The 26,032-nt window shown below is 69.8% G+C and carries 23 protein-coding genes; 6 read left to right on the forward strand and 17 right to left on the reverse strand.

Features of this window, described 5'->3' with window-relative positions; all coding sequences use genetic code 11:
• Positions 1-95: 95 nt before the first annotated feature.
• Both DTPSY_RS03130 and DTPSY_RS03135 read left to right on the forward strand, forming a co-directional pair.
• The gene (locus tag DTPSY_RS03130) at positions 96-1,694 is read left to right on the forward strand and encodes an AMP-binding protein (RefSeq protein ID WP_012655642.1); all 1,599 of its coding nucleotides are present in this window, start codon (positions 96-98) and stop codon (positions 1,692-1,694) included.
• Positions 1,695-1,765: 71 nt separating this feature from the next.
• Complete coding sequence (locus DTPSY_RS03135; RefSeq protein ID WP_012655643.1) at positions 1,766-2,428, forward strand: DsbA family oxidoreductase; 663 nt, start codon at positions 1,766-1,768, stop codon at positions 2,426-2,428.
• Between the two features lie 68 nt (positions 2,429-2,496).
• Here the strand turns inward: DTPSY_RS03135 and DTPSY_RS03140 are convergent, their stop codons facing one another.
• The 3 genes from DTPSY_RS03140 to DTPSY_RS03150 form a co-directional block, all read right to left on the reverse strand.
• The gene (locus DTPSY_RS03140) at positions 2,497-3,003 is read right to left on the reverse strand and encodes a CreA family protein (RefSeq protein ID WP_012655644.1); all 507 of its coding nucleotides are present in this window, start codon (positions 3,001-3,003) and stop codon (positions 2,497-2,499) included.
• A complete protein-coding gene (gene cphA / locus DTPSY_RS03145; protein WP_012655645.1) occupies positions 3,000-5,585 on the reverse strand; it encodes a cyanophycin synthetase in 2,586 nt (861 codons plus the stop codon). Before cphA ends, DTPSY_RS03140 begins: the two co-directional genes overlap by 4 nt.
• 94 nt (positions 5,586-5,679) lie before the next feature.
• On the reverse strand, positions 5,680-7,851 hold the full coding sequence (locus DTPSY_RS03150) for a cyanophycin synthetase (RefSeq protein WP_012655646.1): 2,172 nt from the start codon (positions 7,849-7,851) through the stop codon (positions 5,680-5,682).
• A 251-nt stretch (positions 7,852-8,102) separates the two neighbouring features.
• On the opposite strand from DTPSY_RS03150, the gene DTPSY_RS03155 reads away from it, so the two are divergent.
• From DTPSY_RS03155 to DTPSY_RS03165, 3 genes are all read left to right on the forward strand, one after another.
• Positions 8,103-10,415: a cyanophycin metabolism-associated ABC transporter gene (locus DTPSY_RS03155; RefSeq protein WP_012655647.1), complete on the forward strand. Its 2,313-nt coding sequence runs from the start codon at positions 8,103-8,105 to the stop codon at positions 10,413-10,415.
• Between the two features lie 16 nt (positions 10,416-10,431).
• Positions 10,432-10,938, forward strand: a complete 507-nt coding sequence (locus DTPSY_RS03160; RefSeq protein WP_012655648.1) for a cyanophycin metabolism-associated DUF1854 family protein — start codon at positions 10,432-10,434, stop codon at positions 10,936-10,938.
• Positions 10,939-11,133: 195 nt separating this feature from the next.
• Positions 11,134-11,574, forward strand: a complete 441-nt coding sequence (locus DTPSY_RS03165) for a hypothetical protein (protein ID WP_012655649.1) — start codon at positions 11,134-11,136, stop codon at positions 11,572-11,574.
• A gap of 100 nt (positions 11,575-11,674) precedes the next feature.
• Here DTPSY_RS03165 and DTPSY_RS03170 read toward each other — a convergent pair whose 3' ends face one another.
• The 4 genes from DTPSY_RS03170 to DTPSY_RS03185 form a co-directional block, all read right to left on the reverse strand.
• Positions 11,675-12,052, reverse strand: a complete 378-nt coding sequence (locus DTPSY_RS03170) for an EF-hand domain-containing protein (RefSeq protein ID WP_012655650.1) — start codon at positions 12,050-12,052, stop codon at positions 11,675-11,677.
• A gap of 31 nt (positions 12,053-12,083) precedes the next feature.
• A complete protein-coding gene (locus DTPSY_RS03175; RefSeq protein WP_011804114.1) occupies positions 12,084-13,025 on the reverse strand; it encodes a 5'-nucleotidase in 942 nt (313 codons plus the stop codon).
• A complete protein-coding gene (gene gspF, locus DTPSY_RS03180) occupies positions 13,022-14,251 on the reverse strand; it encodes a type II secretion system inner membrane protein GspF (RefSeq protein WP_011804115.1) in 1,230 nt (409 codons plus the stop codon). Before gspF ends, DTPSY_RS03175 begins: the two co-directional genes overlap by 4 nt.
• Positions 14,252-14,312: 61 nt before the next feature.
• Positions 14,313-15,344, reverse strand: a complete 1,032-nt coding sequence (locus tag DTPSY_RS03185; RefSeq protein ID WP_012655651.1) for an LLM class flavin-dependent oxidoreductase — start codon at positions 15,342-15,344, stop codon at positions 14,313-14,315.
• A 196-nt stretch (positions 15,345-15,540) separates the two neighbouring features.
• On the opposite strand from DTPSY_RS03185, the gene DTPSY_RS03190 reads away from it, so the two are divergent.
• A complete protein-coding gene (locus DTPSY_RS03190) occupies positions 15,541-16,065 on the forward strand; it encodes a CZB domain-containing protein (protein ID WP_012655652.1) in 525 nt (174 codons plus the stop codon).
• Between the two features lie 130 nt (positions 16,066-16,195).
• Here DTPSY_RS03190 and DTPSY_RS03195 read toward each other — a convergent pair whose 3' ends face one another.
• The 10 genes from DTPSY_RS03195 to gspG all read right to left on the reverse strand — a co-directional run bounded on the left by DTPSY_RS03195 (position 16,196) and on the right by gspG (position 25,994).
• Positions 16,196-17,584: a GspE/PulE family protein gene (locus DTPSY_RS03195; RefSeq protein WP_011804118.1), complete on the reverse strand. Its 1,389-nt coding sequence runs from the start codon at positions 17,582-17,584 to the stop codon at positions 16,196-16,198.
• An 11-nt stretch (positions 17,585-17,595) separates the two neighbouring features.
• Entirely contained in the window at positions 17,596-19,941 is a 2,346-nt protein-coding gene (gspD, locus tag DTPSY_RS03200; protein WP_012655653.1) for a type II secretion system secretin GspD, read from the reverse strand.
• Between the two features lie 4 nt (positions 19,942-19,945).
• On the reverse strand, positions 19,946-20,758 hold the full coding sequence (gspN, locus tag DTPSY_RS03205; RefSeq protein WP_012655654.1) for a type II secretion system protein N: 813 nt from the start codon (positions 20,756-20,758) through the stop codon (positions 19,946-19,948).
• A 16-nt stretch (positions 20,759-20,774) separates the two neighbouring features.
• Complete coding sequence (gene gspM / locus DTPSY_RS03210; RefSeq protein ID WP_012655655.1) at positions 20,775-21,320, reverse strand: type II secretion system protein GspM; 546 nt, start codon at positions 21,318-21,320, stop codon at positions 20,775-20,777.
• Complete coding sequence (gene gspL / locus DTPSY_RS03215; protein ID WP_012655656.1) at positions 21,317-22,546, reverse strand: type II secretion system protein GspL; 1,230 nt, start codon at positions 22,544-22,546, stop codon at positions 21,317-21,319. The genes gspM and gspL overlap by 4 nt, the downstream gene beginning before the upstream one ends.
• Before the next feature lie 59 nt (positions 22,547-22,605).
• On the reverse strand, positions 22,606-23,739 hold the full coding sequence (gene gspK / locus DTPSY_RS03220; RefSeq protein ID WP_187148597.1) for a type II secretion system minor pseudopilin GspK: 1,134 nt from the start codon (positions 23,737-23,739) through the stop codon (positions 22,606-22,608).
• Positions 23,736-24,413: a PulJ/GspJ family protein gene (locus tag DTPSY_RS03225; protein WP_012655658.1), complete on the reverse strand. Its 678-nt coding sequence runs from the start codon at positions 24,411-24,413 to the stop codon at positions 23,736-23,738. Before DTPSY_RS03225 ends, gspK begins: the two co-directional genes overlap by 4 nt.
• A 151-nt stretch (positions 24,414-24,564) precedes the next feature.
• Entirely contained in the window at positions 24,565-24,963 is a 399-nt protein-coding gene (gene gspI, locus DTPSY_RS03230) for a type II secretion system minor pseudopilin GspI (protein ID WP_012655659.1), read from the reverse strand.
• On the reverse strand, positions 24,960-25,508 hold the full coding sequence (locus DTPSY_RS03235) for a prepilin-type N-terminal cleavage/methylation domain-containing protein (RefSeq protein ID WP_012655660.1): 549 nt from the start codon (positions 25,506-25,508) through the stop codon (positions 24,960-24,962). Before DTPSY_RS03235 ends, gspI begins: the two co-directional genes overlap by 4 nt.
• A gap of 33 nt (positions 25,509-25,541) precedes the next feature.
• Entirely contained in the window at positions 25,542-25,994 is a 453-nt protein-coding gene (gene gspG / locus DTPSY_RS03240) for a type II secretion system major pseudopilin GspG (RefSeq protein WP_187148606.1), read from the reverse strand.
• Between the last annotated feature and the right edge of the window lie 38 nt (positions 25,995-26,032).

The raw sequence follows: 26,032 nt of genomic DNA on the forward strand, positions 1-26,032 counted from the left end.
CATCCCCCGCCAGGGATTTCCCTTGTGTATTTCTGCGACTGTGCGCGCTGCCGACGCTTGCCTATAGTCGCACCAGGAGACAACGCGACAACCCCATGAACATTGCCCACCTGTTGCAGCGCAGCGCGCTGGTGCATGGCGAGCGGCCCGCGCTGCTGGCCGGCACATGCCTGCTGCACGACTACCGTACCCTTGCCGCGCGCGTGGCCGCGCTGGCCGCACACCTGCGCGCGCATTGCGGCGTGCAGCCGGGCGAATGCGTGGCCATCTTCTCGGCCAATGGTCCGCAGTATCTGGAGGCGCTGCACGCCATCCACTGGTGCGGCGCCATCTCGGTGCCCGTCAACTACAAGCTGCATGCGCGCGAGCTGGCTTACGTGCTTGCCGACAGCGGCGCGCGCGTGGTGTGCGTGTCTGCGGCGCTGCACGATGCGGCGCTGGCTGCGGGCGCCGACGCCGCGGCGGTGCAGGTGTTGGGGGCATCCGCCTGGGAGCAGGCGGCGCAGGGCGCGCCGCTGGCGCTGCAGGAGCGCGCACCCGACGACGTGGCCTCGCTGTTCTACACCTCGGGCACCACCGGGCGGCCCAAGGGGGTGATGCAGACGCACCGCAACCTGCTGGCCATGACCATGGCCTACTTCACCGACGTGGACGACGTGCAGCCCGGCGACGCCATGGTCTATGCCGCGCCCATGTCGCATGGCGCGGGCTTGTACAACTACGCCCACATGCTGCGCGGCGCGCGCCACGTGGTGCCCGCGTCCGGCGGGTTCGACCCGGCCGAGCTGGTGCAATTGGCCGCGGACGTGGGCCGCCTGTCGCTGTTTGCCGCGCCAACCATGGTGCACCGGCTGGTGGAGCACGTGCGCCGCACGGGCGCCAATGTGGACGGCTTCAAAACCATCGTCTACGGCGGCGGTCCCATGTATGTGGACGACCTGCGCCGCGCCATCGACACCATGGGCCAGAAGTTCGTGCAGATCTATGGCCAGGGCGAAAGCCCCATGACCATCACCGCGCTGGCGCGCGAGCACCTGGCCGACACGGCGCACCCGCGCTGGGCCGAGCGCATCGCCTCGGTCGGCGTGGCGCATGCGTGCGTACAGGTGCGGGTGGTGGATGACGAGGACCGACCCGTGCCCACGGGCGAACTGGGCGAAGTGGTGGTGCGCGGCGACACCGTGATGGCCGGCTACTGGCGCAATCCCGAGGCGTCTGCGCAGACGCTGCGCGGCGGCTGGTTGCACACGGGCGATGTCGGCAGCCTGGACGCGCACGGGTTTCTGACCCTGCGCGACCGCAGCAAGGACGTGATCATCTCGGGCGGCTCCAACATCTACCCGCGCGAGGTGGAGGAGGTGCTGCTGCTGCACCCGCGCGTGAGCGAGGTGGCCGTGGTGGGCCAGCACGATGCCGACTGGGGCGAGGTGGTGGTGGCCTTCCTGGTGGCGGGCGAGGGCGGCGCCGTGGACGATGCCGCGCTGCATGCGAAGCTCGATGCGGAACTTGACGCGGAACTTGACGCGGAACTTGACGCGGAACTTGACGCTTTGTGCCTGGACCACATCGCGCGCTTCAAGCGCCCCAAGGCCTACCGCTGGGTGCCGGCCCTGCCCAAGAACAGCTATGGCAAGGTGCTCAAGACCGAGCTGCGCGCATGGCTGCAGGCCGAAGGGGCGGGGAGCGGGGCGTAACAAACCCGGGAGCGGCGCGGACATTGCGCCGCCCATACCATGGGCGCTTTGCCCCGGCTGGAGCCCTTGCCATGAACCAACCCGTCTCCCTCAAGATCGACTTCGTCTCCGACGTGTCCTGCCCCTGGTGCGCCATCGGCCTGCACGCGCTGGAGCAGGCCGCGAAGCGGCTGGACGGCGAGGTGGCGCTGGATCTGCACTTTCAGCCCTTCGAGCTGAACCCGCAGATGGGCCTCGAGGGCCAGGACATCGGCGAACACCTGCAGCAAAAGTACGGCGCCACGCCGGAGCAATCACAGCAAAACCGTGAGGCCATCGCCGCGCGCGGCGCGCAGTTGGGCTTTACCTTCAACATGGACCGGCGCGGCCGCATCTACAACACTTTCGATGCGCACCGCCTGCTGCACTGGCTGGAGGAAGAGGGCACGCCGGAGCAGCGGGGCGCGCTCAAACATGCGCTGTTCACCGCGTATTTCACGCAGGGCGAGAACCCTGGCGACCACGGCGTGCTGCTGCGTCTGGTGGCGCAGCTGGGGCTGGACGAGGCGCGCGCCCGCGCCGTGCTGGCGTCCCAGGAATATGCCGAGGCGGTGCGCGAGCGCGAGGCCTTCTACCAGGGCCACGGCATCCATTCGGTACCGGCGGTGATCATCAACGACCGCCATTTGATCCAGGGCGGCCAGCCGGTCGAGGTGTTCGAGCAGGCGCTGCGGCAGATCGCACAGCAGGCTTGATGCTCTTTTATTGATAGCTGGTAGCGCTTGCCCATCCAGCGCTGCAGCCTGTTTTGGCTGGAAACCTGTCAGCGCAGCGGGATCGGCGTGGCCCGGTCCACGGGCACGGCCGTCACGCTGTTTTGCGGCGAGCCGTCGATGAGCTTCTCGGAGTAGGTCAGGTACACCAGCGTGTTGCGCTTGGCGTCCACCATGCGCACCACGCGCAGGCGCTTGAACAGGATGGACATGCGTTCGCTGAACACTTCCTGCTGCGCCTTGAGCGGCTGCACGAAGGTGATGGGCCCGACCTGGCGGCAGGCGATGGAGGCTTCGGCGCGGTCCTCGGCCAGGCCCAGCGTGCCTTTGATGCCGCCGGTGCGCGCACGCGACACATAGCAGGTCACGCCCTGCACGGCGGGGTCGTCATAGGCCTCCACGATGATGTCGTGGTCGCGGCCGATCCACTGGAAGGCGGTGTCCACGGTGCCGATCTTCTCGGCCTGGGCCGCGGCCGGCCCGGCAGCCAAGCCCAGGGCGCATGCCAGCAGGGCCAGGCTTGCCATGCCCGCGCGCAGGCCGCCGCGCGCATTCATGGCGCAACCGCCGAGGCTTCGCTGCAGCGCTGCGCCAGGTGGGCCAGGGCTTCCTCCACCTGGTCCACCAGCACCAGGCACAGGTCGCCCGGTTGCAGGCGCTCCAGCGCATGGTCGATGGCGATGAACTCGCCGTGGATCTCGGTCACGTAGCGCGTGCGCGGCGCGCCCTGCAGGCCCTGGCGCAGCAGCGCCAGCACCTCGCCGTCGGCACGGCCGCGCTGGCAGGCGTCCTGGTACAGCACCACGTCGTCGAAGGCCTGGCCCAGGATCTGGGTCTGCTCGACGATGTCCTGGTCGCGCCGGTCGCCCGCGCCGCTGATCACCACGCTGCGCTGCCGGGCCGGCATGGCCTGCACGGCCTGCACCAGTGCGCGCATGGCGTCGGGGTTGTGGCCATAGTCGGCGATCACGGTGGCGCCGCGGTAGTCCATCACGTTGAAGCGGCCGGGTGCGTTGTCGCTGTCGTTCATGAAGCCGGCCAGGCCGCGGCGAATGGTCTGCCAGGGCAGACCCACGCCCCAGGCCGCGCCGATCGCGGCCATGACGTTCTCGACCTGGAAGCCGATCGTGCCTCCGCGCGTGATCGGGATCTCGCGCAAGGAGATGGTCTCGCGCCACGAGCCTTCGGCCGCCACGATGGAGTCGCCATCCACATACACCACGCGGTTGCCCTGGGCACGGTGCGTGGCCATGAGGGGGTGGTGGCGGTCGACGGCGAAGAAGATCACCTTGCCCGGGCATACGCTGGCCATGGCGGCCACGTGCGGGTCGGCGGCGTTGAGCACGCCGTAGCCGTCGGCGGCCACGTTCTGCACGATCACGCGCTTGAGCACCGCCACGTCTTCCACGGTGGTGATGAAGTTCAGCCCCAGGTGGTCGCCCGCGCCGACGTTGGTGACCACGGCCACCTGGCAGCGGTCAAAGCCCAGGCCTTCGCGCAGGATGCCGCCGCGCGCGCATTCGAGCACCGCAGCGTCCACCTCGGGGTGGAAAAGCACGTTGCGCGCGCTCTTGGGGCCCGAGCAGTCGCCGCTGTCGATCTGGCGACCGTTCACGTACACGCCGTCGGTGTTGGTCATGCCCACGCGCAGCCCGTGCGCCGCGAACAGCTGGCCGATCAGGCGCGTGGTGGTGGTCTTGCCATTGGTCCCAGTGACGGCCACCAGTGGGATGCGCCCGTCCTGGCCGGGCGCGAACAGCTCGTCCACCATCGGCACGCCCACGTTGCGCGGCTTGCCGAACGACGGGGCCAGGTGCATGCGCAGGCCCGGCGCGGCATTCACCTCGACGATGCCGCCGTTCTGCTCTTCCAGGGGTTTGAGCATGGTTTCGCAGACCACGTCCACGCCGCAGATGTGCAGGCCGATGGTCTGCGCGGCCTCGATGGCACGCGCGGCGATCTCGGGGTGCACGTCGTCGGTCACGTCGGTGGCACTGCCGCCGGTGGACAGGTTGGCGTTGTTGCGCAGCACCACGCGCTGGCCCTGCACGGGCACGGAGTCGGGCGTGAGGCCCTCGGAGGCGATGCGCGCGATGGCGATGTCGTCCAGGCGCACCTTGGTCAGCGCCGTGCCGTGGCCCGAGCCGCGGCGCGGGTCCTGGTTGACGATGTCCACCAGCTCGCGAATGGTGTGCTGGCCGTCGCCCAGCACCTGGGGCGGCTCGCGGCGCGCGGCGGCCACGAGCTGGTGGCCCACCACCAGCAGGCGGAAGTCGTGGCCGGGCAGGAAGCGTTCGACCATGATCTCGTCGCCGAATTCGCGGGCGGTCTTGTAGGCGGCCTCCAGCCCTTCGCGGGTGGTGATGTTGACCACCACGCCCTTGCCCTGGTTGCCGTCCTGGGGCTTCACGACCACGGGCAGGCCCACTTCCTGGGCCACCACCCAGGCGTCCTCCACGTCGGCCACCGGGCGCCCCAGCGGCACGGGCACGCCGGCGGCGTGCAGCAGGCGCTTGGTCAGGTCCTTGTCCTGGGCGATGGATTCGGCCACGGCGCTGGTGGTGTCCAGCTCGGCGGCCTGGATGCGGCGCGCCTTGGAGCCCCAGCCCAGCTGTACCAGCGAGCCGCTGGTCAGGCGCCGGAACGGGATGCCGCGCGCCACGGCGGCGTCGACGATGGAGCCGGTGGACGGGCCGATGCGCTCGTCCTCGTCCAGCTCGCGTAGCTCGGCGACCACGGCATCGGCGTCGAAGGGGGTATCGGCCAGCGCGGACTGCAGCAGGGCGCCGGCGTGCTCCATGGCCAGGCGGCCCACGGCCTCCTCGGTGTACTCCACCACCACCTGGTAGGTGCCTTCTTCCAGCGTGGCGTGGGTGCGGCTGAAGGTCACGGGGCAGCCGGCCTGGGCCTGCAGCGACAGGGCGGCCACTTCGAGCACGTGGGCCAGCGACAGGCGCTGGTCGGCGCCATGGGGCTGCAGGGCGCCGATCTTGGGAAAGCGCGCGCGCAGGCGGTCTTCAAAACCCGCGATGTCTGCGTAGCCGCACTCTTGTGGCTCGCAGTGCACAACGGCTTCGATGGCGGTGTTGCGGCTCCAGAGGTTGGGGCCGCGCAGGGCGCGGATGCGGGTGATCTGCATGGTGTTTTCTTTCAGCCCGATTTTTCAGTCAAATTGGCCTGTAGCGCTTGTGGGGTGAGCGGTGGCAGCTATGCTTTTGAAAGCAGGTGCGGCGTCACGCGGCATAGTCGAAGGTCTTGATGCCCGCGGCGATCAGGTCCGGCCCGATGTCCATGGACCAGGCTGCGGCAATTGCGGCCAGCATCGCGGCCGTGTCGGGGCGGTGGCCGCCGGGCAGGCTCAGGGCGTCCAGCGTGCCCAGCACGCGTTCGCTGGCGCCCGTGGCCAGCACCACCTGCTCACCGCGCACGAACACGGCGCGGCCTTCGCCCTCTGCACGGTGCGCGGCGACGAAGGGGTTGTCTGGCGACAGGGAATACAGAAGGACCTCGCCATCACACAGGCGCGCCAGGTCGGCCACCTGCTCGATGTCGGCATTGAGCACGCCTGCGCCCTCGTCCAGCACCACGTCGATCTGGGTGCGCAGCACGCGCGTCATCTGGGCCTGCTCCAGCACGTCATGGTCGGCCAGGGTCTCGAAACCGTCCATGTCGGTCACCACGCCGACCAGGCAGCGGTCGTAGGCCAGGCCTTCCTCCAGGATGGAGCGGGCAGTGGTCTGGATCACGGCGGCCTGCGCCAGTCGGTTGGTCAGCAGGCGGTGCGCGCCGGCCCAGTGGGCGGTGGCGCTCTTTTGTGTGCGGCGGTTGTTGAGGAACATGCCTTCGCTGCTGGCCACGCCCGTGAGCTTGCCCGACAGCTGCAGCAGCCAGCCCACGAAGCGCGCGGTGAACGCGTTGTGGCGCGTGCCCGCAATGCCCACGATGGGAATGCGGCCCGCGCCCGTGCCTTCGTCGGTGACCGGGAACAGGTGTTCCACGATGGCCTGGCCCACGGGGCGGGGTGCACCGCTGGTGGGTTTGAGGTGCATCAGCAGGCCGGGGCCGGCGTTCACCTCCAGAATGGCGCCGCCCTGTTCCTTCATGGGCTTGGAGACATCCTGCAGGATCATGTCCATGCCGGCGATGTCCAGGCCCACGATTTTCGCGGCCAACTGGGCGTAGTAAGCCACGTCGGGGTGCACGTCGTCGGTGCAGTCGATGGCCATGTTGCCGTTGCGCTGCAGCAAGATGGCCTGGCCCGAGGGCACCACGGTGTCGGGCGTCACGCCTTGGCGCTTGAGTTCCAGCTGCACGGCGCCTTTTTCCACGTCGATCCAGTCCAGCGGGTACTCCTGCTCGGGGCCGCGGCGCGGGTCTTCGTTGAGCACGGCCACCAGCTCGCGCAGCGTGGACTGGCCATTGCCGTGCACGCTGACCGTCTCGCCCTTGGTGGCGGCGACCACCTTGCCGCCGACCACCAGCAGGCGGTGTTCCACGCCGTCGATGAACTTCTCGACGATGACATCCGAGCCCTCGGGCTCGGCCAGCGCGAAGGCGGCCTTGATATCGGCCTCGCGCGAGAGCTCCAGCGTCACGCCGCGCGCGTGGTTGCCGTCCGAGGGCTTCACCGTGACGGGGAAGCCGATCTCCTGCGCCACTTCCCAGGCCTCATCGGCGTTGCGGACGATCTGGCCCTCCGGCACGGGCACGCCGCAGGAGGCGAGCAGCCGCTTGGTGAAATCCTTGTCCTGGGCAATGCCCTCGGCGATGGCGCTGGTCTGGTCGCTCTCGGCGGTCCAGATGCGGCGCTGCGCGGCGCCGTAGCCCAGTTGCACCAGGTTGCCATCGTTCAGGCGGATGTGCGGAATGCGCCGGGCGCTGGCGGCGTCCACGATGCAGCCGGTGCTGGGGCCCAGGTAGCGGTCGTTGATGGCGGTCTTGATAGCGTGGATGGCGGCCTTGAGGTCGAATGCCTCGTCATTGATGGCGGCCATCAGCAGACGGTGGCCATGCTCCAGCGCCACGCGGGCCACGGCCTCTTCGGGGCAGCGGAACACCATGCGGTACACGCCGCGCCGGGAGATCTCGCGCGTCTGGCCGAACTCGGCCGGCATGCCCGAGAGGTTGAGCAGCTCGATGACCACGTGCTCCAGCACGTGCCCCATCCAGGTGCCTTCCTTCAGGCGCAGCAGGAAGCCGCCGCGCTCGCCCACGCCGCAGTGGTGCTCCACCAGATCCGGCAGCCAGGTGGTCAGGCGCTCGTTGAGGCCGGGAATCTTGTTGGAGGGATAGTCTTCCAGCTCCCCCAGGTCCAGCCAGACTTCGAGGACCGGGCGGTAGGTCCAGACACTGGGGCCGCGCAGATAGGTGGTGCGCAGGAGTTGGATATCGTTGAATTTGGCCATGAAGTGCAGCGTGGAAGATTCGGATATCTGCCGGGTTGCGGCGGATGTGGCGATGCCCATGGGCTGAGATTGTGCGCCGATACTGGCGCAGCTCAGCACTGGCGGGTGTCAGCCGCGGGCTGATGATGTGCGTTACGAGGGGATACCGCGGCGGCGCAAGGGCCTGGGGCCCGGTGGCCGACAATGCCCCCCATGGGCGCGGACTGGCCCGCCAACGCCCCGTCCGTGCGGGGGTGGACATACAAAACCAAATGCAACATCACCATTCTGTGGACGCCTCGGGTGTCTTGTCTGGCCCCTGGGGGGCCGAGATGCGGGCAGTGCTCGCTCCTGACGAAAACGTGCAGGCCGCCTTCGAGGTTGACCTGACGCCCGACCTGCGCTTTGCCCCCGGCCTGCTGGTGCTGACCGAGCGGCGCCTGCTGGCGCGCGCCGGTGACGCGCCAGCGCAGGAATGGCCCCTGGCGCCCGGCATGGCGCTGCGACTGCTGGACCATGGCGGCGTGGGCACGGTGGAGCTGCACGATGCCGACCGGCGCCTGGCGCTGTGGCGCTTCACGTTGGGGCGCCATCCCCAGGCGCTGCACCTGCAGCAGCGGCTGGACGCCCAGGTGCAGCGCCTGGACAGCCTGCAAGGCGCCATCGCGCCCGAAGCGCAAGACGTGCCGCGCTGCGCCGTGTGCGGCACGCCGCTGCCGCCCGACAGCGACGAGTGCACGGCCTGTGCGCGCCAGCAGGCGCCGCAGACCTCCACCTGGGTGCTATTGCGCCTGTGGCGTTTCGCCCGGCCTTACAAAAAGCAGCTGGCCGCGGGCTTCGCGCTCACGCTGGCCTCCACCGCCGCCTCGCTGGTGCCGCCGTACATGACCATCCCGCTCATGGACGACATCCTCATTCCCTACCAGAGCGGCCAGCAGATCCCCGCCGGCATGGTGCTGCTGTACCTGGGGGGGTTGCTGTTGGCAGCGCTGCTGGCCTGGGCGCTGGGGTGGGCGCGCACTTACATCCTGGCCCTGGTGTCCGAGCGTATCGGCGCCGACCTGCGCACCACCACCTACGAACACCTGATGCGGCTGTCACTGGACTATTTCGGCAGCAAGCGCACGGGAGACCTGATGGCGCGCATCGGCTCCGAAACCGACCGCATCAACGTCTTTCTGTCGCTCAACGCGCTGGATTTCGCCACCGACGTGCTGATGATCGTGATGACGGCGGCGATCCTGTTCTCCATCAACCCGTGGCTGGCGCTGGTCACGCTGGTGCCGCTGCCCTTCATCGCCTGGCTGATCCACACCGTGCGCGACAAGCTGCGCACCGGCTTCGAGAAGATCGACCGCGTGTGGTCTGAGGTGACCAACGTGCTGGCCGACACCATCCCCGGCATCCGCGTGGTGAAGGCCTTCGCCCAGGAAAAGCGCGAGGCGGACCGCTTCCGTGCCGCCAACCAGCACAACCTGGAGGTGAACGACAAGCTCAACAAGACCTGGAGCCTGTTCTCGCCCACCGTCTCGCTGATGACGGAGGTGGGGCTGCTGGTGGTCTGGGGCTTCGGCATCTGGCTGGTGGCGCGCAACCAGATCACCGTGGGCGTGCTGGCGGCCTTCATCGCCTACATCGGGCGCTTCTACATACGGCTGGATTCGATGAGCCGCATCGTTTCCGTCACGCAAAAGGCGGCAGCCGGCGCCAAGCGCATCTTCGACATCCTGGACCATGTGAGCAACGTGCCCGACCCCGTCAACCCGGTGAAGGTGGACCGCGTGCAGGGCGCCATCGAGATGCGCGACGTGGGCTTTCGCTACGGCAGCCGCACGGTCATCAAGAACCTGTCGCTCACCATCCGCCCCGGCGAGATGATCGGCCTGGTGGGCCACAGCGGCTCCGGCAAGAGCACCTTGGTCAACCTCATCAGCCGCTTCTACGACGTGAGCGACGGCGCCATCCTGGTGGACGATGTGGACATACGCCGCATGGCGGTGGCGGATTTTCGCCGCCACATCGGCCTGGTGCTGCAGGAGCCTTTCCTGTTCTTCGGCACCATTGCCGAGAACATTGCTTACGGCAAGCCCGACGCCACGCGCGAGGAGATCGTCGCCGCCGCGCGCGCCGCGCATGCGCACGAGTTCATCCTGCGCCTGCCGCATGGCTACGACAGCCTGGTGGGCGAGCGCGGCCAGGGCCTGTCGGGCGGCGAGCGCCAGCGCATCTCGATCGCGCGCGCGCTGCTCATCGACCCGCGCATCCTGATTTTGGACGAGGCGACCTCCGCCGTGGACACCGAAACCGAAAAGGAAATCCAGAAGGCGCTGGACAACCTGGTGCAGGGCCGCACGACCATCGCCATCGCCCACCGCCTGTCTACGCTGCGCAAGGCCGACCGCCTGGTGGTCATGGACCGGGGCGAGGTCGTCGAAGTGGGGCCGCACGACGAACTGATGGAGAAGCAGGGTGCCTACTGGCGCCTGTACGAGGCGCAGGCGCGCCGTGCCGAGGAAGACGCCCAGGCCGCGGGCGTGCGCATCGAAGTGCGCGAGCACTCCGCTCACCCCGCGGGCAACACCTGAGCGAGAAAGACACGCGATGACCCTTCACACATCCCCCTCTACCGCTTCGGCACTCGCGGCAGGCTGGGACCTGCACCGTAATCCCCATGGCCGGCTGGTGCTGCGCGCGGCCGACGGCACCGCGCATGTGGGCGTGACGCCCGTGCGCGCCTTTCCCATTGCCGCTCCCGGCGAAGGTCTGTCGCTGGTCGGGCCGGACGGCCATGAATTGGCCTGGGTGCCCCGCCTGGAACAACTGGCGCCTGCCGTGCGTGCGCTGGTCGAGGAGGAATTGGCCGCGCGTGAGTTTGTGCCCACCATCACGCGCATCCGCTCCGTGTCGAGCTTTTCCACCCCCAGTACCTGGGAGGTGGACACCGACCGCGGTGCCACGCAGTTGGTGCTCAAGGGCGAGGAAGACATCCGCCGGCTGGAGGGGCGCACCAAGCTGCTCATCGCGGCCAGCGACGGGCTGCAGTTCCATGTGCCGGATGTCACGGCGCTCGACCGTGCATCGCGCAAGTTGCTGGAGCGTTTTTTATAGCGTCTGGCGCTTGCCTGGCGCGGCCTGTGCCCGTTTGTCCCTGTCATAGCCCACGTCAATCAGACATGGCTGTCGCATGAATTTGTGACAAAAGGCTAATAAAGCCTCAATTTCCCCTTTTGTTTGCCGTAATGAATGTACGACGAGGTGGTAGTTGCGACTGCCGCCGGCCGCATTCACGAGGGGACCCATGCCATGCAACTGCCACCTGTAGACCGATCGCCCGCCCAGTGGCGTACCACGGGCGCGGACTTGTATTCCACGGGCGCTTCGGGGGCCGTGGCGGTGCGGCCCGTGAACGCTGCCAATCCTGTCGAGTCCACGGACCGCCTGGGCGAGGGGGCCAGCCTGCGCGAGCCCACCAAGCCCTCGGCGCCCGACGAAAACAACCGCGACTGGACCCTGGCCGAGGCCAAGAAGGAAGCGCCGAAGGAGCCTGAGGAGCCGCCCAAGGAGCCCATCTACAAGCAACTGCTGGAATTCATCCAGTCGATGTGGCGTGCCAGCGGCAGTGCGGTGGAGCTGGCGCAAGACATCAACAAGAACACCCTCCAGGAGCGACTGGCCCAACAGGTGCAGGACCGTCAGTCGCTCACGTACTCCGATCCCAAGGTCAAGCGCACGGGCGGTTTGTGAGTTTTGCTCCGGCGGTTGCTATCAGATAAGTAGCTGTTAGCGCTTATTGTTAAAGCGCTGGAGGCCAATTGGACTGGTATTTTTGGGTCCGCCGGCGTTCTCAGCGCGCCGCCGCGCGGGCGCCGTCCCGCTCGGCGCGGTACTTGATGGCGAAGGCGCGCACCTCGTCCAGCGTCACGTAGTTGTCGCGGTTGGTGTCCGCATCATCGAACGCCGCAGCCACCTTGGGCACGATGGCCACTTCAGCACGGCTGAGCTTGCCGTCGCCGTTGAAATCCAGCATCTCGAACTGGCGGATCGCCTTGATCTCGCCCTTGGTCAGGGGCGCACTGGCGCTGTGCCGGGGCGCGTTGGCATGGGCCACGCCCTGCGCCTGAGCGGCCAGCGGAGCCGCCAGCGCGCAGGCCATGAGCCACGCGCAGGCTGCCGGGGCCGTCAGCAGGCGTGTAAAGGGGCGGAAGGAGCGTGAGGGCAACATTCAGGAGTAGAGCCGGCGCGCCGCCACTGGTTCAACGCCGCGGGGGGCGGGCTGTATCACCCTGTAGCGCCGCCGCCGTGTTGGCGATGCCGCTGCTGACATGCCCCGCCGGAACATGGCGTGCGGCGGACGCCACGTGGCCCGTCTGGTCATCGAAGAAGAAGTCGGGCTCGAACTCGCGCAAGAAGGGGCCTTTTTCCAGCCCGCCGAGGAACATGGCCTCGTCCACGGTGATGCCCCAGTCGAGCAGCGTGCGGATCGCGCGCTCGTGCGCCGGTGCGCTGCGCGCGGTGACCAGCGCGGTGCGGATGCGCATCTGCGAGGCGTCCGCCTGCTGCTGCAGCCGGTGCAGCGCGGCCAGCAGCGGCTTGAACGGCCCTTCGGCCAGCGGCGTGGCGGCATGGGACACCTCGTGCTGCAGGAAGGCCGGCAGGCCGCCCTGCTGGTACACACGCTCGGCCTCGTCGGAGAACAGCACCGCGTCGCCGTCGAAGGCGATGCGCACTTCGCGCGGATAGCGGTCGCCCGCGGGCGTGGAGTCGATCATCACCCGCGCGGCGGGAAAGCCGATGGACAGCGCCTCGCGCACATCCGTCTCGTTGGCTGAAAGGAAGAGGTGCGCGCCCAACGGCCGCAGATAGGAAAACGGGTTGCGCCCGCGCGTGAACACGCCGCGCTCGATGCGCATGCCCGCCGCCTTGGCCGAGGCGAACACGCGCATGCCGCTGGCGGGATCGTTGCGCGACAGCATGACCACCTCGACGCGCGCGGCATCGGGCGTGTTGAACGCCAGGAGCTTTCTCACCAGCGGAAAGGCGATGCCAGGGCGCGCGGGCTCATGCACCAGCTCCAGCTGGCGGCGCATGTAGGCTTGCTCGTCGCCGGCCTCGAACAGGCGGTTCTCTTCCTCGAAGTCGAACAGCGCGCGCGACGAGATCGCGACGACGAGCTTGTCCTGCAGAGTGGCGCTCATTTGACGAACTGGTTGAGCTGGATGATCGGCATGAGCACCGCCAGCACGATCAACATCACGATGCCGCCCATGGCCACGATGAGCAGCGGCTCCAGCACCGTGGCCAGTTGCATGGCGCGGCGCTGCACCTCGGTGCCCAATTGCGTGGCGGCGCGCTGCAGCATGGTGGGCAACTGGCCCGTCTGTTCGCCCAGCCGCGCGAACATGGCCACCAGGCCGGGGAACCGCTTTTTCTGCGCCAGTGCCGAGGCCAGCGGCGCGCCCTCGCGCACCAGCACCAGCGCGTCGAGTGCGTCCGCGCGCAGGGCGCGGTTGTTCAGCGTCTCGGCCGCGGCCTGCAGCGCCTTGAGAATGGGCACGCCCGCGCCTGCCAGCATGGCCAATGTGCCGGCGAAACGCGCCGCGTTGTAGCCGCGCGCCAGCTTGCCGACGAGCGGCAGGCGCAACCAGGCGGCGTCGAACTTCTCGCGCAGCCGCGGCTGGGCCAGCGCGGCGCGGGCGCCGAACGCCAGCAGGACCAGCCCGCCCAGCAACGCCCAGCCGTAGTTGCGCACCACGTCGCTCAAGGCCAGCATGGCCACCGTGAGGAAGGGCAGGGCGCGCTTGGTGCCCGCGAATACGCTGGCCACCTGCGGTACCACGTAGCCCACCAGGAACAGCACGATGACGATCGCGATCACGGTGACGATGGCCGGGTACAGCGCAGCGCCGATGAGCTTGGCGCGCAAGGCCTGGCGCTGCTCCAGATCGTCCGCCAGGCTGTCCAGCACTTCGGCCAGGCCGCCGCTGGACTCGCCCGCGCCGATCACGGCGCAGTAGATGTCGGAGAACTCGCGCGGGTGCTGCGCCAGCGCGCGTGCGAAGGTGGAGCCGGCGTTGACCTCGGCGCGCAGCGCGGCCAGCAGGTGGCGCTGGCGCTCGTCGTCCGCCTCTTCGGCGAGCGCGGTCAGCGCACGCTCCAGCGGCAGGCCCGAGCCCACCAGCCCGGCGAGCTGCCGCGTCCACACGCCCAGCCCCGTGGCGTTGAACACCGGCCGCGTGAACAGCCGCTGCGCCAGCGTGGGGGGTGTTCCGGGGGCGGTGCCAGCGGCCAGCGCTTCCACATCCAGGGGCACCAGGGCCTGGGCGCGCAGCAGGCTGCGGGCGGCCTTGGGGCTGTCGGCCTCCAGGGTGCCGCGGCGCACATGGCCTTGGGCGTCCAGGGCTTCGAAGGAATAGGCGGGCATGCGGGAAAGTCAGCGGCGGTGGGCGAGCAGGGGCAAACTGGGCGGGCCGCAGTCGACCCGTTCAGCCCGCCATGGTAGCCGCTGCGGGTGACAGTGCCGCGTGCGCCTGGGCGGTGATCTCCAGCGAGCGCAGGCGCAGCGCCGGGTCGTACACGTCGCTCACCAGCATGAATTCGTCGGCCTGCGTGGCGGCCAGCAGCGCCTGCAGGCCCTCGCGCACGGTCTGCGGGCCACCGACCACGCCGACCGCGAGGAAGTCGGCCACGGCGGCGCGCTCCTGCGGCGCGAGGCTCTGCAGATAACCTTCTACGGGCGGCTGCAGCAGTCCGCGCTGGCCGGTGAGGATGCCCAGCACGCGCTGGTAGGTGCTGCTGGCCAGGTACTGCGCCTCTTCGTCGCTGGGTGCGGCGATCACGGGCACGCCGATCACCACGTAGGGCTTGGCGCAGGCTGGCGAGGGGCGGAACAGCCGGCGGTAGATGTCGATGGCCGCGTGCAGCATGCGCGGCGCAAAGTGCGAGGCGAAGGCGTAGGGCAGGCCCATCTGCGCCGCCAGCTGCGCCGAGAACAGGCTGGAGCCCAGCAGCCAGAGGGGCACCTGCGTGCCGGCGCCCGGCACGGCGATGATGCGCTGGCCCGGCTGCGCGGGCGCCAAGAGCTGCTGCAGCTCGGCCACGTCGCGGGGGAAGTCGGCCTCGGTCTCCACGCGGTCGCGGCGCAGGGCGCGCATGGTGGCGCCGTCGGTGCCGGGTGCGCGGCCCAGCCCCAGGTCGATGCGGCCGGGGTAGAGCTCGGCCAGCGTGCCGAAGGCCTCGGCCACCACCAGCGGCGCATGGTTGGGCAGCATGATGCCGCCCGAGCCCACGCGGATGGACCGCGTGGCCCCGGCCACGTGGCCGACCAGCACGGCCGTGGCAGAGCTGGCGATGCCCGGCATGTTGTGGTGCTCGGCCAGCCAGTAGCGCTTGAAGCCCAGCGCCTCCACATGCTGCGCCGTCTGCACGGCGATCTGCAGTGCCTGGGCCACGGTGCCGCCCTCGCGCACGGCCACGAGATCAAGCATGGAAAGTAAAGGCAGGGAATGTGCGGTCATGACGCCGATTGTGGGCAGCGGGTGAAATCCGTGCTGCGCCGTGGGTATGGCGGTGCAGAGGTTCCCGCATGGTACATAGCGTTTTGCTATTGATATACTGAATTTGTTTTAAATCAACACACGAAACATATTGTCACTTTTAGCGTCCTGTGCGACGCTGCCAGGAAGTGATGCACGGGGCGTGCGGGGGGTGTCTATGGGGTTCTTCAGCCGTTTGTTTCAGCCGCGTGCCGACGGCCTGGCCGCGCCTGAGGACTGGACTTCGCTGCCTGCGAGCGAGGCCAGCGCGCTGGTGCTGTACGACGAAGAGGCTTCGCGGCTCCTGGCGGCGTTCGACATCGAGGCTGCCATCGTCATGCACGAGCGCTGGTTGCCCTGGCTGGCCCAAGCGCTGGCGGGCGCGCGCGACGAACAGCTGCGTCCCGAAACGGTGGTGAACGACACCTGTTCCGAGCTGGGCCGCTGGCTGCACGGCAGCGGGCGCGTGGCGCTGGGGCACTTTCCTGCTTTCGACATGCTGATGCGCCGCCACCAGTACTTTCACCACCAGGCGGCCGTGCTGCTGACGCATCTGGCGCAGGGCGATCAATTGCGGGCCGAGCAGGCGTTCAAGAGCTGCCAGCATGCGTCGCGCCAGGTGGTGCTGCTGCTCAAGGAGCTGCAGCGCGGGCTGGACCACGGGAAGCGTTCCCCCCAGCCGATGGCCGCAGGTGAACGCTGAAATGCGCTATTGATATAGGAGCTACTAGCGCTTGTCTGTAATGGTTTTCAATGCAATTTGTATTGAAAACCTAGTCTTGGCAAGCGCGCCGCGCTCCTGTTTTTGAAAGGCGCCGCTGCGGCCTGTCCGCTCAGTCGCGCGTCACACGCAGCACTTCTTCGCGGCTGGTGATGCCGGCGTGGATCAGCCGCTCGCCATCGTCGCGCATCAGCGTCATGCCGCCGGCCAGGGCCTGGGTGCGCACCTCGGCCTCCGGGGCCTGGTTGTGGATCTGTGCGCGGATGGCGTCGTCCACCACCAGCAGTTCGAACACGCCGGTGCGCCCCGCGTAGCCGGTATGGCCGCAGTGCTCGCAGCCTGCACCGTGGCACTCGCCGCAATATTTGCGCACCAGGCGCTGCGCCAGCACCCCCAGCAGCGACGAGGACAGCAGGAACGGCTCCACTCCCATGTCGGTCAGGCGCGTGATGGCGCTGGCCGCGTCGTTGGTGTGCAGCGTGGCCAGCACCAGGTGGCCGGTGAGCGAGGCCTGGATGGCGATCTGCGCGGTCTCGAAGTCGCGGATCTCGCCGATCATGATCACATCGGGGTCCTGGCGCAGGATGGCGCGCAGGGCCTTGGCAAACGTCAGGTCGATCTTGGCATTGACCTGCGTCTGGCCCACACCGGGCAACTCGTACTCGATGGGGTCTTCCACCGTCATGATGTTGCTGCGCGCGGCGTCCAGCCGCGCCAGCGCCGCGTACAGCGTGGTGGTCTTGCCCGAGCCCGTGGGGCCGGTCACGAGGATGATGCCGTGCGGCTGCTGGATCAGGTGCGCGAGCCGCGCCAGCACCTCGCCCTGCATGCCCACGGCCTCCAGGTTCAGCTTGCTCTCGCTCTTGTCCAAGAGGCGCAGCACGGCGCGCTCGCCATGGGCGTTGGGCAGCGTGGATACGCGCACGTCGACGGCGCGGGTGCCCAGGCGCAGGCTGATGCGTCCGTCCTGCGGCAGGCGCTTTTCGGAGATGTCCAGGTCCGCCATGATCTTCAGGCGGCTGATCAGCGCGGCGTGCAGCGCGCGGTTGGGCTGCACCACCTCGCGCAGCGTGCCGTCCACGCGAAAGCGCACGCTGGAATGGCGTTCGTAGGGCTCGATGTGGATGTCGCTCGCGCCGTCGCGCACGGCCTGCGTGAGCAGGGCGTTGAGCATGCGGATGATGGGCGCGTCGCCCGCGGACTCCAGCAGGTCTTCCACCGCGGGCAGCTCCTGCATCATGCGCGAGAGGTCGGCGCCTTCTTCCACCTCGCTCACCACCGTGGCCGCGCTGGATTCGCTTTGCGAATACGCCGCGCTGATGCGCTGCGCCAGCGTGGGTGCGTCCAGCGGCATGAACTGGTGCACGGCATGCTTGCGCAGCACTTCGGACAGCGCGCCGGCGTCCGGCTGCGGGCCGTGCCACAGCACGAGCTGCTGGCCGTCGTCTTCCAGCAGCAGCTGGCTGCTGCGCGCAAATGCGTAGGGCAGGGGGTGGCGCATGCGGCGGGCCCTTACTGCGGGCTGTAGGGCGACTGGCCCATGCTGGGCGGCGTGGCGGTGCGCGCGGGCGGCTGGGGTGCGAGCGGCGCCAGCGGCGCAGCTGCGGCCGCGGGCTGCACGGGCGCGGCGGACGAGGCGGGGGCGGGCAGGGGCGGCAGCACCGGCGCCTCGGACACACCGCTCATCATCGTGCTGGGCGCGGGCTGCGTGCTGTGCTGCAGCGCGCGGATGGCCTCGTAGCGGTCCACCATCAGCGCGTCGCTGGCGGCGCTGTCGCGGATCACCATGGGGCGCAGGAAGACCATCAGGTTGGTCTTCTGGCGCGTGCGCTTTTCATTGCGGAACAGCCCGCCCACCACGGGCAGGTCGCCCATCACCGGCACCTTGTCCTGGTTCAGCGCATAGTTGTCTTCCAGCAGACCGCCGATCACGATCACGCTGCCGTCATCCACCAGCACCGTGGACTCGATGGAGCGCTTGCTCGTGGAGGGGCCGTTGGCATTGGACAGCGTGCTCTCCGCGACCTTGGAGACCTCCTGGTACATCGTGAGCTTGACGGTGCCGTTCTCGTTGATCTGTGGGCGCACGCGCAGCATCAGGCCCACGTCCTTGCGCTCCACGGTGGTGAACGGGTTGACCGCGCCACCGCTGCCGCCGGTGTTGGCGTAGGAGCCCGTCACGAACGGCACGTTGTTGCCGATGATGATCTGCGCCTCCTCGTTGTCCAGCGTGAGCAGGTTGGGGGTGGACAGCACGTTGGCATCGCCCGTGTTTTCCAGGAAGTTGGCCAGCGCCCCCAGGTAGTACTTGCCGTTGATGCGCGGCGCGACGGCCAGGTTCATGCCGGCGGCCGGCTTGGCACTGGCGATGGAGGTCACGTTGCCGGTGGCCGCCGCCAGCGCCAGATCCAGGATGTTGCGTCCGGCCACGCTGGAGTTGTTGCCCAGCACGCCCAGCGTGCTGCCGTAATTGCCCAGCACGCCCTGCCACTGGATGCCGAACTCGGCCACCTTGTTGGCGCTCACCTCCACGATCAGGCTCTCGATGAGTACCTGCGCGCGGCGACCATCCAGCTTGTCGATCACGGCGCGGATCTGGCGGTACAGCGGCTCCGGCGCGCTGATGATGAGCGAGTTGGTCGTCGGGTCGGCCTGGATGATGCCGCCGGTGGACGGCTGGTTGGCATCGCTGCTGCCGCTGCTGCCCTGGCCCGTTCCCAGGCCCGAACTGCCCAGGCCGCCGGCATTGCCGCTGGCATTGGTGCTGTTGCCCAGGCCGCTGGTCTGGCCCAGGCCCGATGCGCCGGTCCGCGTGAGGCCCCCCGACAGGTTGCCGGTTCCCGTGCCGCCGCTGCTGCTGGTGCCGCTGCCCCCCGCGCTGCCCAGCGCTGCGCGCAGGGTGGTGGCCAGCTTCACGGCGTCGGCGTTCTTCAGGTACACCACGTGGATGTTGCCGCTGGCAGCGGAGCTGCCCGGCGCGGCTGGTTGGTCCAGCTTGGCCACCAGTGAGCGCACCAGCGCCACGCGCGCCGGGTTGGCAGCGCGCACGATCAGCGCATTGCTGCGCGGCTCGGCCAGCAGCGTGGTCTTGAACGAATTGTCGGTCTGCCCCTGGGCCACGCCCTGCGCCGTGCCTGTGGCAGTGGCGCTGCCGCCCTCGATCAGGCGCGACACCAGCGGCGCCAGGTCGGTGGCGATGGCGTGCTGCAGCGGGATCACCTCCACGTCGCTGGCGTTGGAGACGTCCATGGCCGCCACGATGCGCGCCAGGCGCTGCAGGTTGTCGGCGTAGTCGGTGATCACCAGCGAGTTGTTGCCGGGGTTCACGTTGATGGTGTTGTTGGGGCTGATCAGCGGGCGCAGCACCGGCACCAGGTTGGCCGCGTTCTCGAAGTTGAGCTTGAAGATCTGCGTGACGATCTGCCCGCCCGCGGGCGTGCCGCCCGCGCCGCCCTGGGACACGCTCACGTTGCCGGTCTGCAGCTTGGCATCGGCCTCGGGCACGACCTTGTACAGGCCCGCTGACTCGACCACCGTGAAGCCCTGCAGCCGCAGCGCGGCCAGGAACTGCTGGAAGGCCGCGTTGGGCTGCACCGCGTTCTCGGTCACCAGCGTGATCTGGCCCTTCACGCGCGGGTCCACCACCACGTTCTTGCCGGTGATGGTGGCCATGGTGCGCGCCACGGCCTCGATGTCGGCGTTGGCAAAGTTCAGCGTCACCGGCTCGCTGGGCCGCACACTGCCGGCGCGCTGCCCGGAGGTTTGTGCATGAATTTGGCTGCTAACGCCCGTCAATAAAGCGCTAGCAGCTATCAAATGAAGAGTGAACCGCAGGGGATGGCGGGGCAAGTTGGTCATAGGGTCAACCCACGGTGATGATGGAGCGCGCGCCACTGCGCCGCCCGATGATATTCAGAAGATTCGCCAGGGCCGCCTCCCGCCCGGGCGCGGCGCTGGCCTCGCCCGTGAAGCGCAGGCGTTTGCCCACCCACTGGCCGTTGCCCGACAGCAGCAGCGCGCCCTCCAGGGTGGACAGCTGCAGCGTGGGCGCGCCGCCGCCCTGCACCTGCAGCCGGTAGCTGCCCATGGGCCGCAGCGTGGACAGGCGCGAGGACAGGCCCAGCGCATCCAGCTGCACCTGGCCCTGCATCTGCAGGCGCCCTGCGGCCCATTGCAGCGCGAACGCCTGGGTGCGCAGCTGCAGGCGGCCCTGCGGCTGCACGGTGTTCCAGGGGGTGCCCAGGCCCGCGAGCGCCGCAGCCGGCCACTGGCTCTGGCCATCGGCCACCTGGGCACGCACGGCACCCAGGCCCATCGCCACCCGCACCTGCAGCGGCGCGGTGGCGGGAATGCAGCAGTCGGCCGTCAGGCGGGCGCTGAGCCCGTTCCACGCGGGGCGCAGCTGCCACTGCAGCCGGCCGGGCAGGGCGGCCTGGTCCTGGCTGTCGGCGCCACCGGTCAGTACCAGGCGGGCCGAGCCGTTCCAGACGGTGCCGCGTGCCTGCTGCAGCTGCAGTTGCCCGCCGCTGGCCTGCTGCACGCCTGTGGCCAGCCAGCGCGCCGGGGCCCATAGCACCAGCGCGGGCAGCGCGCCCAGGCACACGCCGGCCACGGCCCAGCGCCAGGGCGCGCGCGGCAGTGTCAGCGAAGGGGTCGGGCGCAGGGAGCGTGGCACGGGCAGGGGGCGTGGACTATTGCGGGGGCAGCGCCAGCACCAGCGTGCCGTCCCAGCGGACAGCGCCCGCGGCGGCGTTGGCGGGCGCGGCGCTGTGCACCAGGCGGGCTTCCAGCGGCACGGCGCGCGCGGTGCTGCGCGCCTGGTTCAGCCACTGGGCAAGGGCCTCGGCGGGGGCGCCCTTGAGGGTGACGGTGGCGCGGTCGCCCGCGACGTTCATCTGCGCGGCTGCGCCCAATTGCTGCGTCAGCGTGGTCTGCAGCGTGCGCAGGGCCTCGCCGCCGGGTGGGCGGGGCGCGTCCTTGAGCTGTAGCGCTTCGGCCTGCAGGGCCTGCATGCGCTGCAGTTGCGCGTCCACGGCTGCGTGGCGTGCGCCCGAGCCGCGCAGCTGCTGCAGTGCGGGCGCCAGCAGCACCCACCACAGCAGGGCCAGCCCCACCACGGCCGCGGCGGCCAGCACCAGGGACTGTTCGCGCGGCGCCATGCGGGCCCAGTGGGCGCGCAGCGCGGCCAGCGCAGGGGGAACCGGCGCGGGCGAGGTCGAAGCGGGGCGGGTGTTCATGGGCGGTCCTCGGCGCGCACCAGCAGGGCGCCATCGCGCGGCTGCGCGCTCAGGCTTTCCGCGGCCAGGCGCTGGTTCATGGCGGTGAGTTCCTCGGGTGCCAGCTCCAGGCCGCGCAGGCGCAGCTCGCCATTGGCATATTCGATCTGCGTGGGCACGCGCGGCGGGGGCAGCGCGGCACCTGCGGCGGCCATGAGCGGCTCCAGGTCGCGCCGCGACACGCTGCCGGCGGCCTGGCGCAGCTGCGCCAGTTCGCGCTCCATCTGCACCGGTGCATCCACGACGACCTTGACGTGCGGGAAGGTCTGGGTCAGCGCGTTGCGCACGCCGGCCTGTTTGGCCGCCAGCGCCTGGCGGTCCTGCCACGCCCAGAGATTGAGCCCCACGACCTGCACCACCACGGCCACGGCCAGTGCCCAGCGCGCGGCCCGCCATTGGGGTGCGCGCGCAAAGGCGCTGGCGCCGCTGCCCAGCTTGCGCAGCGCGCGCGTGTGGCCGGTGCTGGCCAGGTCGAACTGCGCCAGGTCCCATTCGCCACGCGCGGCCACCAGCGCGCGCTGGCTGGCGGTGTGCAGCTGCACCGGGCGGTTCAGCAGCCGCTCGGCCAGGGCGGCCACGGCGGGTTCGGCGCGCACGGCGGGCGGTGCATCATCGGCGGGGCGCGCCGCCAGCGCGGCGGCCGCGGCCAGCGGCAGCACGGCCACGGCCTGTTGCGGCCCGTGGCCGGTCAGTACCAGCTGGGCGTCCTCGGGAGTGCCGAGCACGTCGCATTCCTCTTGCCCGCTGGCGGTGGGGCCGGGAGAGAACTCGGGCACCACGCGGTCCACCGGCCGCCCCGCGGCTTCCAGCGCCTGCAGGGCGCCGCGCAGCCAGGCGCGGTCGCACACGGCCACCCAGGCAGGGCTGCCCGGCTGGGCGCCGGGCTGCAGCGCGAAGTGCAGTTGCGCGGGGTCGTCGAGCAGGTGTTCTTCGAGCAGTCCTTCCAGGACCGCGCGCAGCCGGCCGGCCTGGGCCGTTGCGCCCTGCGGCAGCGTTACCTGCTGCCATGACAGCGCGCGCGCAGGCACCACGGCCACGATCTCACCGGCGCGGCCCGGGTCGGGCAGCAAGGCGGCGGTGGTGCTGGCGTGGCGGGTGGCGGTGTGGCCGTCGGCCGTGAGCGTGTAGCTGTATTCGGCGGCGGGCCCCGGCGTTCCCAGGGGCAGGGTTAGGACAAGGGTGCTCATGAATGGGTTAACAGACCATTTTAGGGGCGTGATGTGACGCTTCGTGCCAAGGCGGCCGGTCACCGCGCGCCAGCGGCCGCAGTGCCGGGAGCCGTCGTGCGCACGAGGCCGCCACGTTCGCGCCACAGCGTGCGCACGTCCCCACGCTGTTTGTAGACCAGCGAGCGCTCTTCGACCACGGCCATGTCCAGGCGCAGTCGCCCGCGCACTTCGAAGTAGCTGGACGACACCGTATGCACCGTGGCCGAGATGCGGCTGGAGTTGCCCAGCAGCTTGGCGGCGTCGACCTCGCTGCGGAAGTGGTTGGAGTCGCGTGCCTGCACCAGGTGCTGCGCCTCGGCCATGTCCAGCCCGTCGGCGCTGGCCCACAGCACCACGGCGCTGGCGGTGTTGAGGTTGACCTTGGTGCGCACGGGCAGCAGCGTGACGTAGGGCGCGAGCGCATCCACGCTGCGCTGCGGCAGGCCCCACCACCCAAGTTGCGCCACGCTTTGCGGCAGCAGCGGCGCGGCGCTCGCGGAGTCACTGTCCTTGGCCTCGGCGCGCAGCATCTGCCGCGCCAGCATGTCCAGCTGTGCGCGCGGCAGTCCGAGGTATTCGAAGAGCCGCTGGAATTGCCGCAGCGCCGTGGCGTCCACCTGCCCCTCGTTGGCCAGGTTGCGCAGGTTCAGCAGGGCCTGCAGGTCGGTGATCTGGCCCGACAGGAAGGCGTTGGTGGTGTCGGTGCTCGCGTCTTCCACCTGGGCCACATTGCGGTCGGCCGCGAGGAACGTGGACAGGCGCGCTTCTTCCAGCGGCACCGACCAGGGTTCGGAGAGGTTGTCGGTGCCGTCGCCGCTGCGGGCAATGGAGTCTTCGCGCAGGATCAGGCGGGACCAGTCCAGCGCACCGATCAGGATCCACGCCGACTGGATACGTGCGCGCTCGGCGGTTTCGACTTCGATGGCGCGCCACTGCTGCCACATGGCCGCGGCCGCGAACGTGGCGACCAGCGTCACGGTGAGCATGGCGGCCAGCAGTGCGGCGCCGGCTTGATGAGAAACACCCCGAGGGGCTTTGCGTCCACCCGCCGCTCCTGTTACGCGGGCGGGGCGGCGCCACCAGTGCGTCGGGGCCCTGGCACGGCGGGCCTCGCCCGGTGCGCGCCAGTCGCGTGTGTCGGAGGCGGCGGATAGCGGGCAGGAATCGGTCACGACTTGCCTCCACCCAGCAGCGGATTGGCCCAGTCCCGCGTGACCACGCCCGAGAGTGCGCCACCCGGCGGCAGCGTGAGTTGCAGGCGCACCCCCTCGGGGATGCTGGCGGCGGCGCTGCTCAGCCCGCCGACCGTGCGCGGTGCGCTGGCGCTGGTATCGGTGGACAGCGCATTGGCCCAGGCGCCGCTGCGGTAGTAGTACAGCTGCCAATTGGCCAGCGGCATCAGCACGGTTTCCTGTCGGCGCTCGGCCTCGCCGGGTGTGCGCGCCCACTGGGCTGCGCGCTGCCAGGCGGCATTCCATTCCGCGCGGGTGCGCACCGGGGGGGACTGCCAGCGCAGCCAGCGGGCGGTGCCGTCCACGCTGCGCCGCGCCCAGGCGACGACCAGCGCACCCTCGTCGGGCTGGCGCGTGCCGCGCCGCGTAAGGCGCAGCACCTGGCCGTCCCAGGCGATGGGTTCGGTATGGTCGATGGCCTGCAGGGCATCCAGGTCGGCCGCCCATTGGGCCAGCACGGTTTGCAGCACCAACAGCTCGTCGGTGCGCTCGCGCGTGAGCTGCTGCGAACGCGCCATGCCGTCCAGCCCGCGCCAGCTGGCGATGGCGAGCAGCGCCATTACCGCGATGGCCACGAGCAGCTCCACCAGCGTGAAGCCGCGCGCTGCTTGCATGGGGGACTCTGCGCAAACCCGGTGCCGCGCTTGATCTGCCGGAAGGCCGCGGCGCAGGCCGCGCGGGCGGACGCCATGGAACTGGCTTTGCCAGGCCACGGGCGTCGTCCCCCCCGGGGGAGTAGGCGCGAAGCGACTCAGGGGGGGCATCTCAATACCGCCCCACGATGGTGGACAGCCGCAGCACGGGCAGCGTTGCCTCGAAGACCTGCGCGTCCACGCGGCGGAACTGTGGATTGGGTGTGGGCGAAACCGTCACCGCCACGTCGTAGCGCCGACCCGCCTGCTCGCAGGCCACGCGCGTGTCGCCGATGGACGGCATCTGCGACGACAGGCGCACCCGGCTCAGCTCGTTCTCGGCGCACAGGTGGGCCAGCACCACGTTGGTCTGGCGCGCGGCGTTGCGCGTGAGGGCGGAGGTGGCCTGCAGCCCTGCCATGAGGGCGATGGCGACGATGCCCAGTGCCACCAGCACCTCCACCAGCGTGAAGCCGCGCGCCGCTCCGTGCCGGCGCCGCGCCCCCGTGCCCGTTCGCGCGCGGTGGCTCATGGCAGCGCCTGCACGGCAAACGGGCGCAGCCCGTCGGTGGCCACGCGCACCGCGCGGTCGGGGTGCGCGCCGCTCACGATCACCACTTGTTGCGGGCCGATGAGGGGTTCCGGCCCCAGCCACAGTTCCGCAGGGCCCTGCACGCCGGTGGCGCTGTCCAGCCAGCGGTTGGGCAATGTGTCGGGCGGCACGCCCTCGAAGCGAAAGCCCTGGGCATCGGCACGCCAGCGCACCGCCGCGCCGGAGGCGCGCGATTGCGCGCGCGCCGACTCCAGCAGCGCTGCCAGCCGCTCGCCTTCGCGCTGCAGCTGGGTGGCGCCGCTGTCGCGCAGTGCCAGGCCCACGCCGGCGGTCGCCAGGGCGATGATGGAAATGACCACCAGCAATTCAAGGATCGTAAAACCCCGCTGGGCGACGGCTGCGCGGCTTTGCCTGTCTCGCCTGCTGCGCAAGGGGCGGGGGGAGAAGAAGCCTGCGCGGCGTAGTGGCGCGGCCGGCCGAGGCCCCTGCGCGGCGTCCGCTGGGCTGGGGTGTACCCGTGTCATGCGTGGGATGGCGCCGGCGCCGGGCCCTGCGGCTTACTGCCAGCTGCCGATGTCGGCATCCTTGCCCTCGCCGCCGGACTGGCCATCGGCGCCGAAGGACATCACGTCCACCTCACCCTTGATGCCCGGGCTCAGGTACTGGTAAGGGCGGCCCCAGGGGTCGTTGGGCAGCTTCTCCAGGTAGGGGCGCCAGTTGTTCGGCACCGGGCCGGCGCTGGGCTTGGCGATCAGCGCCTGCAGGCCCTGTTCGGCCGTGGGATAGCGCTGGTTGTCCAGGCGATAGAGCTTGAGCGCCTGCATGATGTTGGTGACGTCGGTGCGCGCGGCCGTGCTGCGCGCGTCGTCGGCGCGGTCCAGCACGTTGGGCACGATCAGCGCGGCCAGCACGCCGATGATGACCAGCACCACCATGAGCTCGATCAGGGTGAAGCCCGCGGACAGGCGGCGGCGGGCGCGTTGCGCGAGGGAGGAAGGGCTGGGCTGCATCTCGAAGCGGCGACTCGGAATGGACATATCCGGTCAAT

It is taken from the genome of [Acidovorax] ebreus TPSY (assembly GCF_000022305.1).
GTDB lineage: Bacteria > Pseudomonadota > Gammaproteobacteria > Burkholderiales > Burkholderiaceae_C > Diaphorobacter > Diaphorobacter nitroreducens.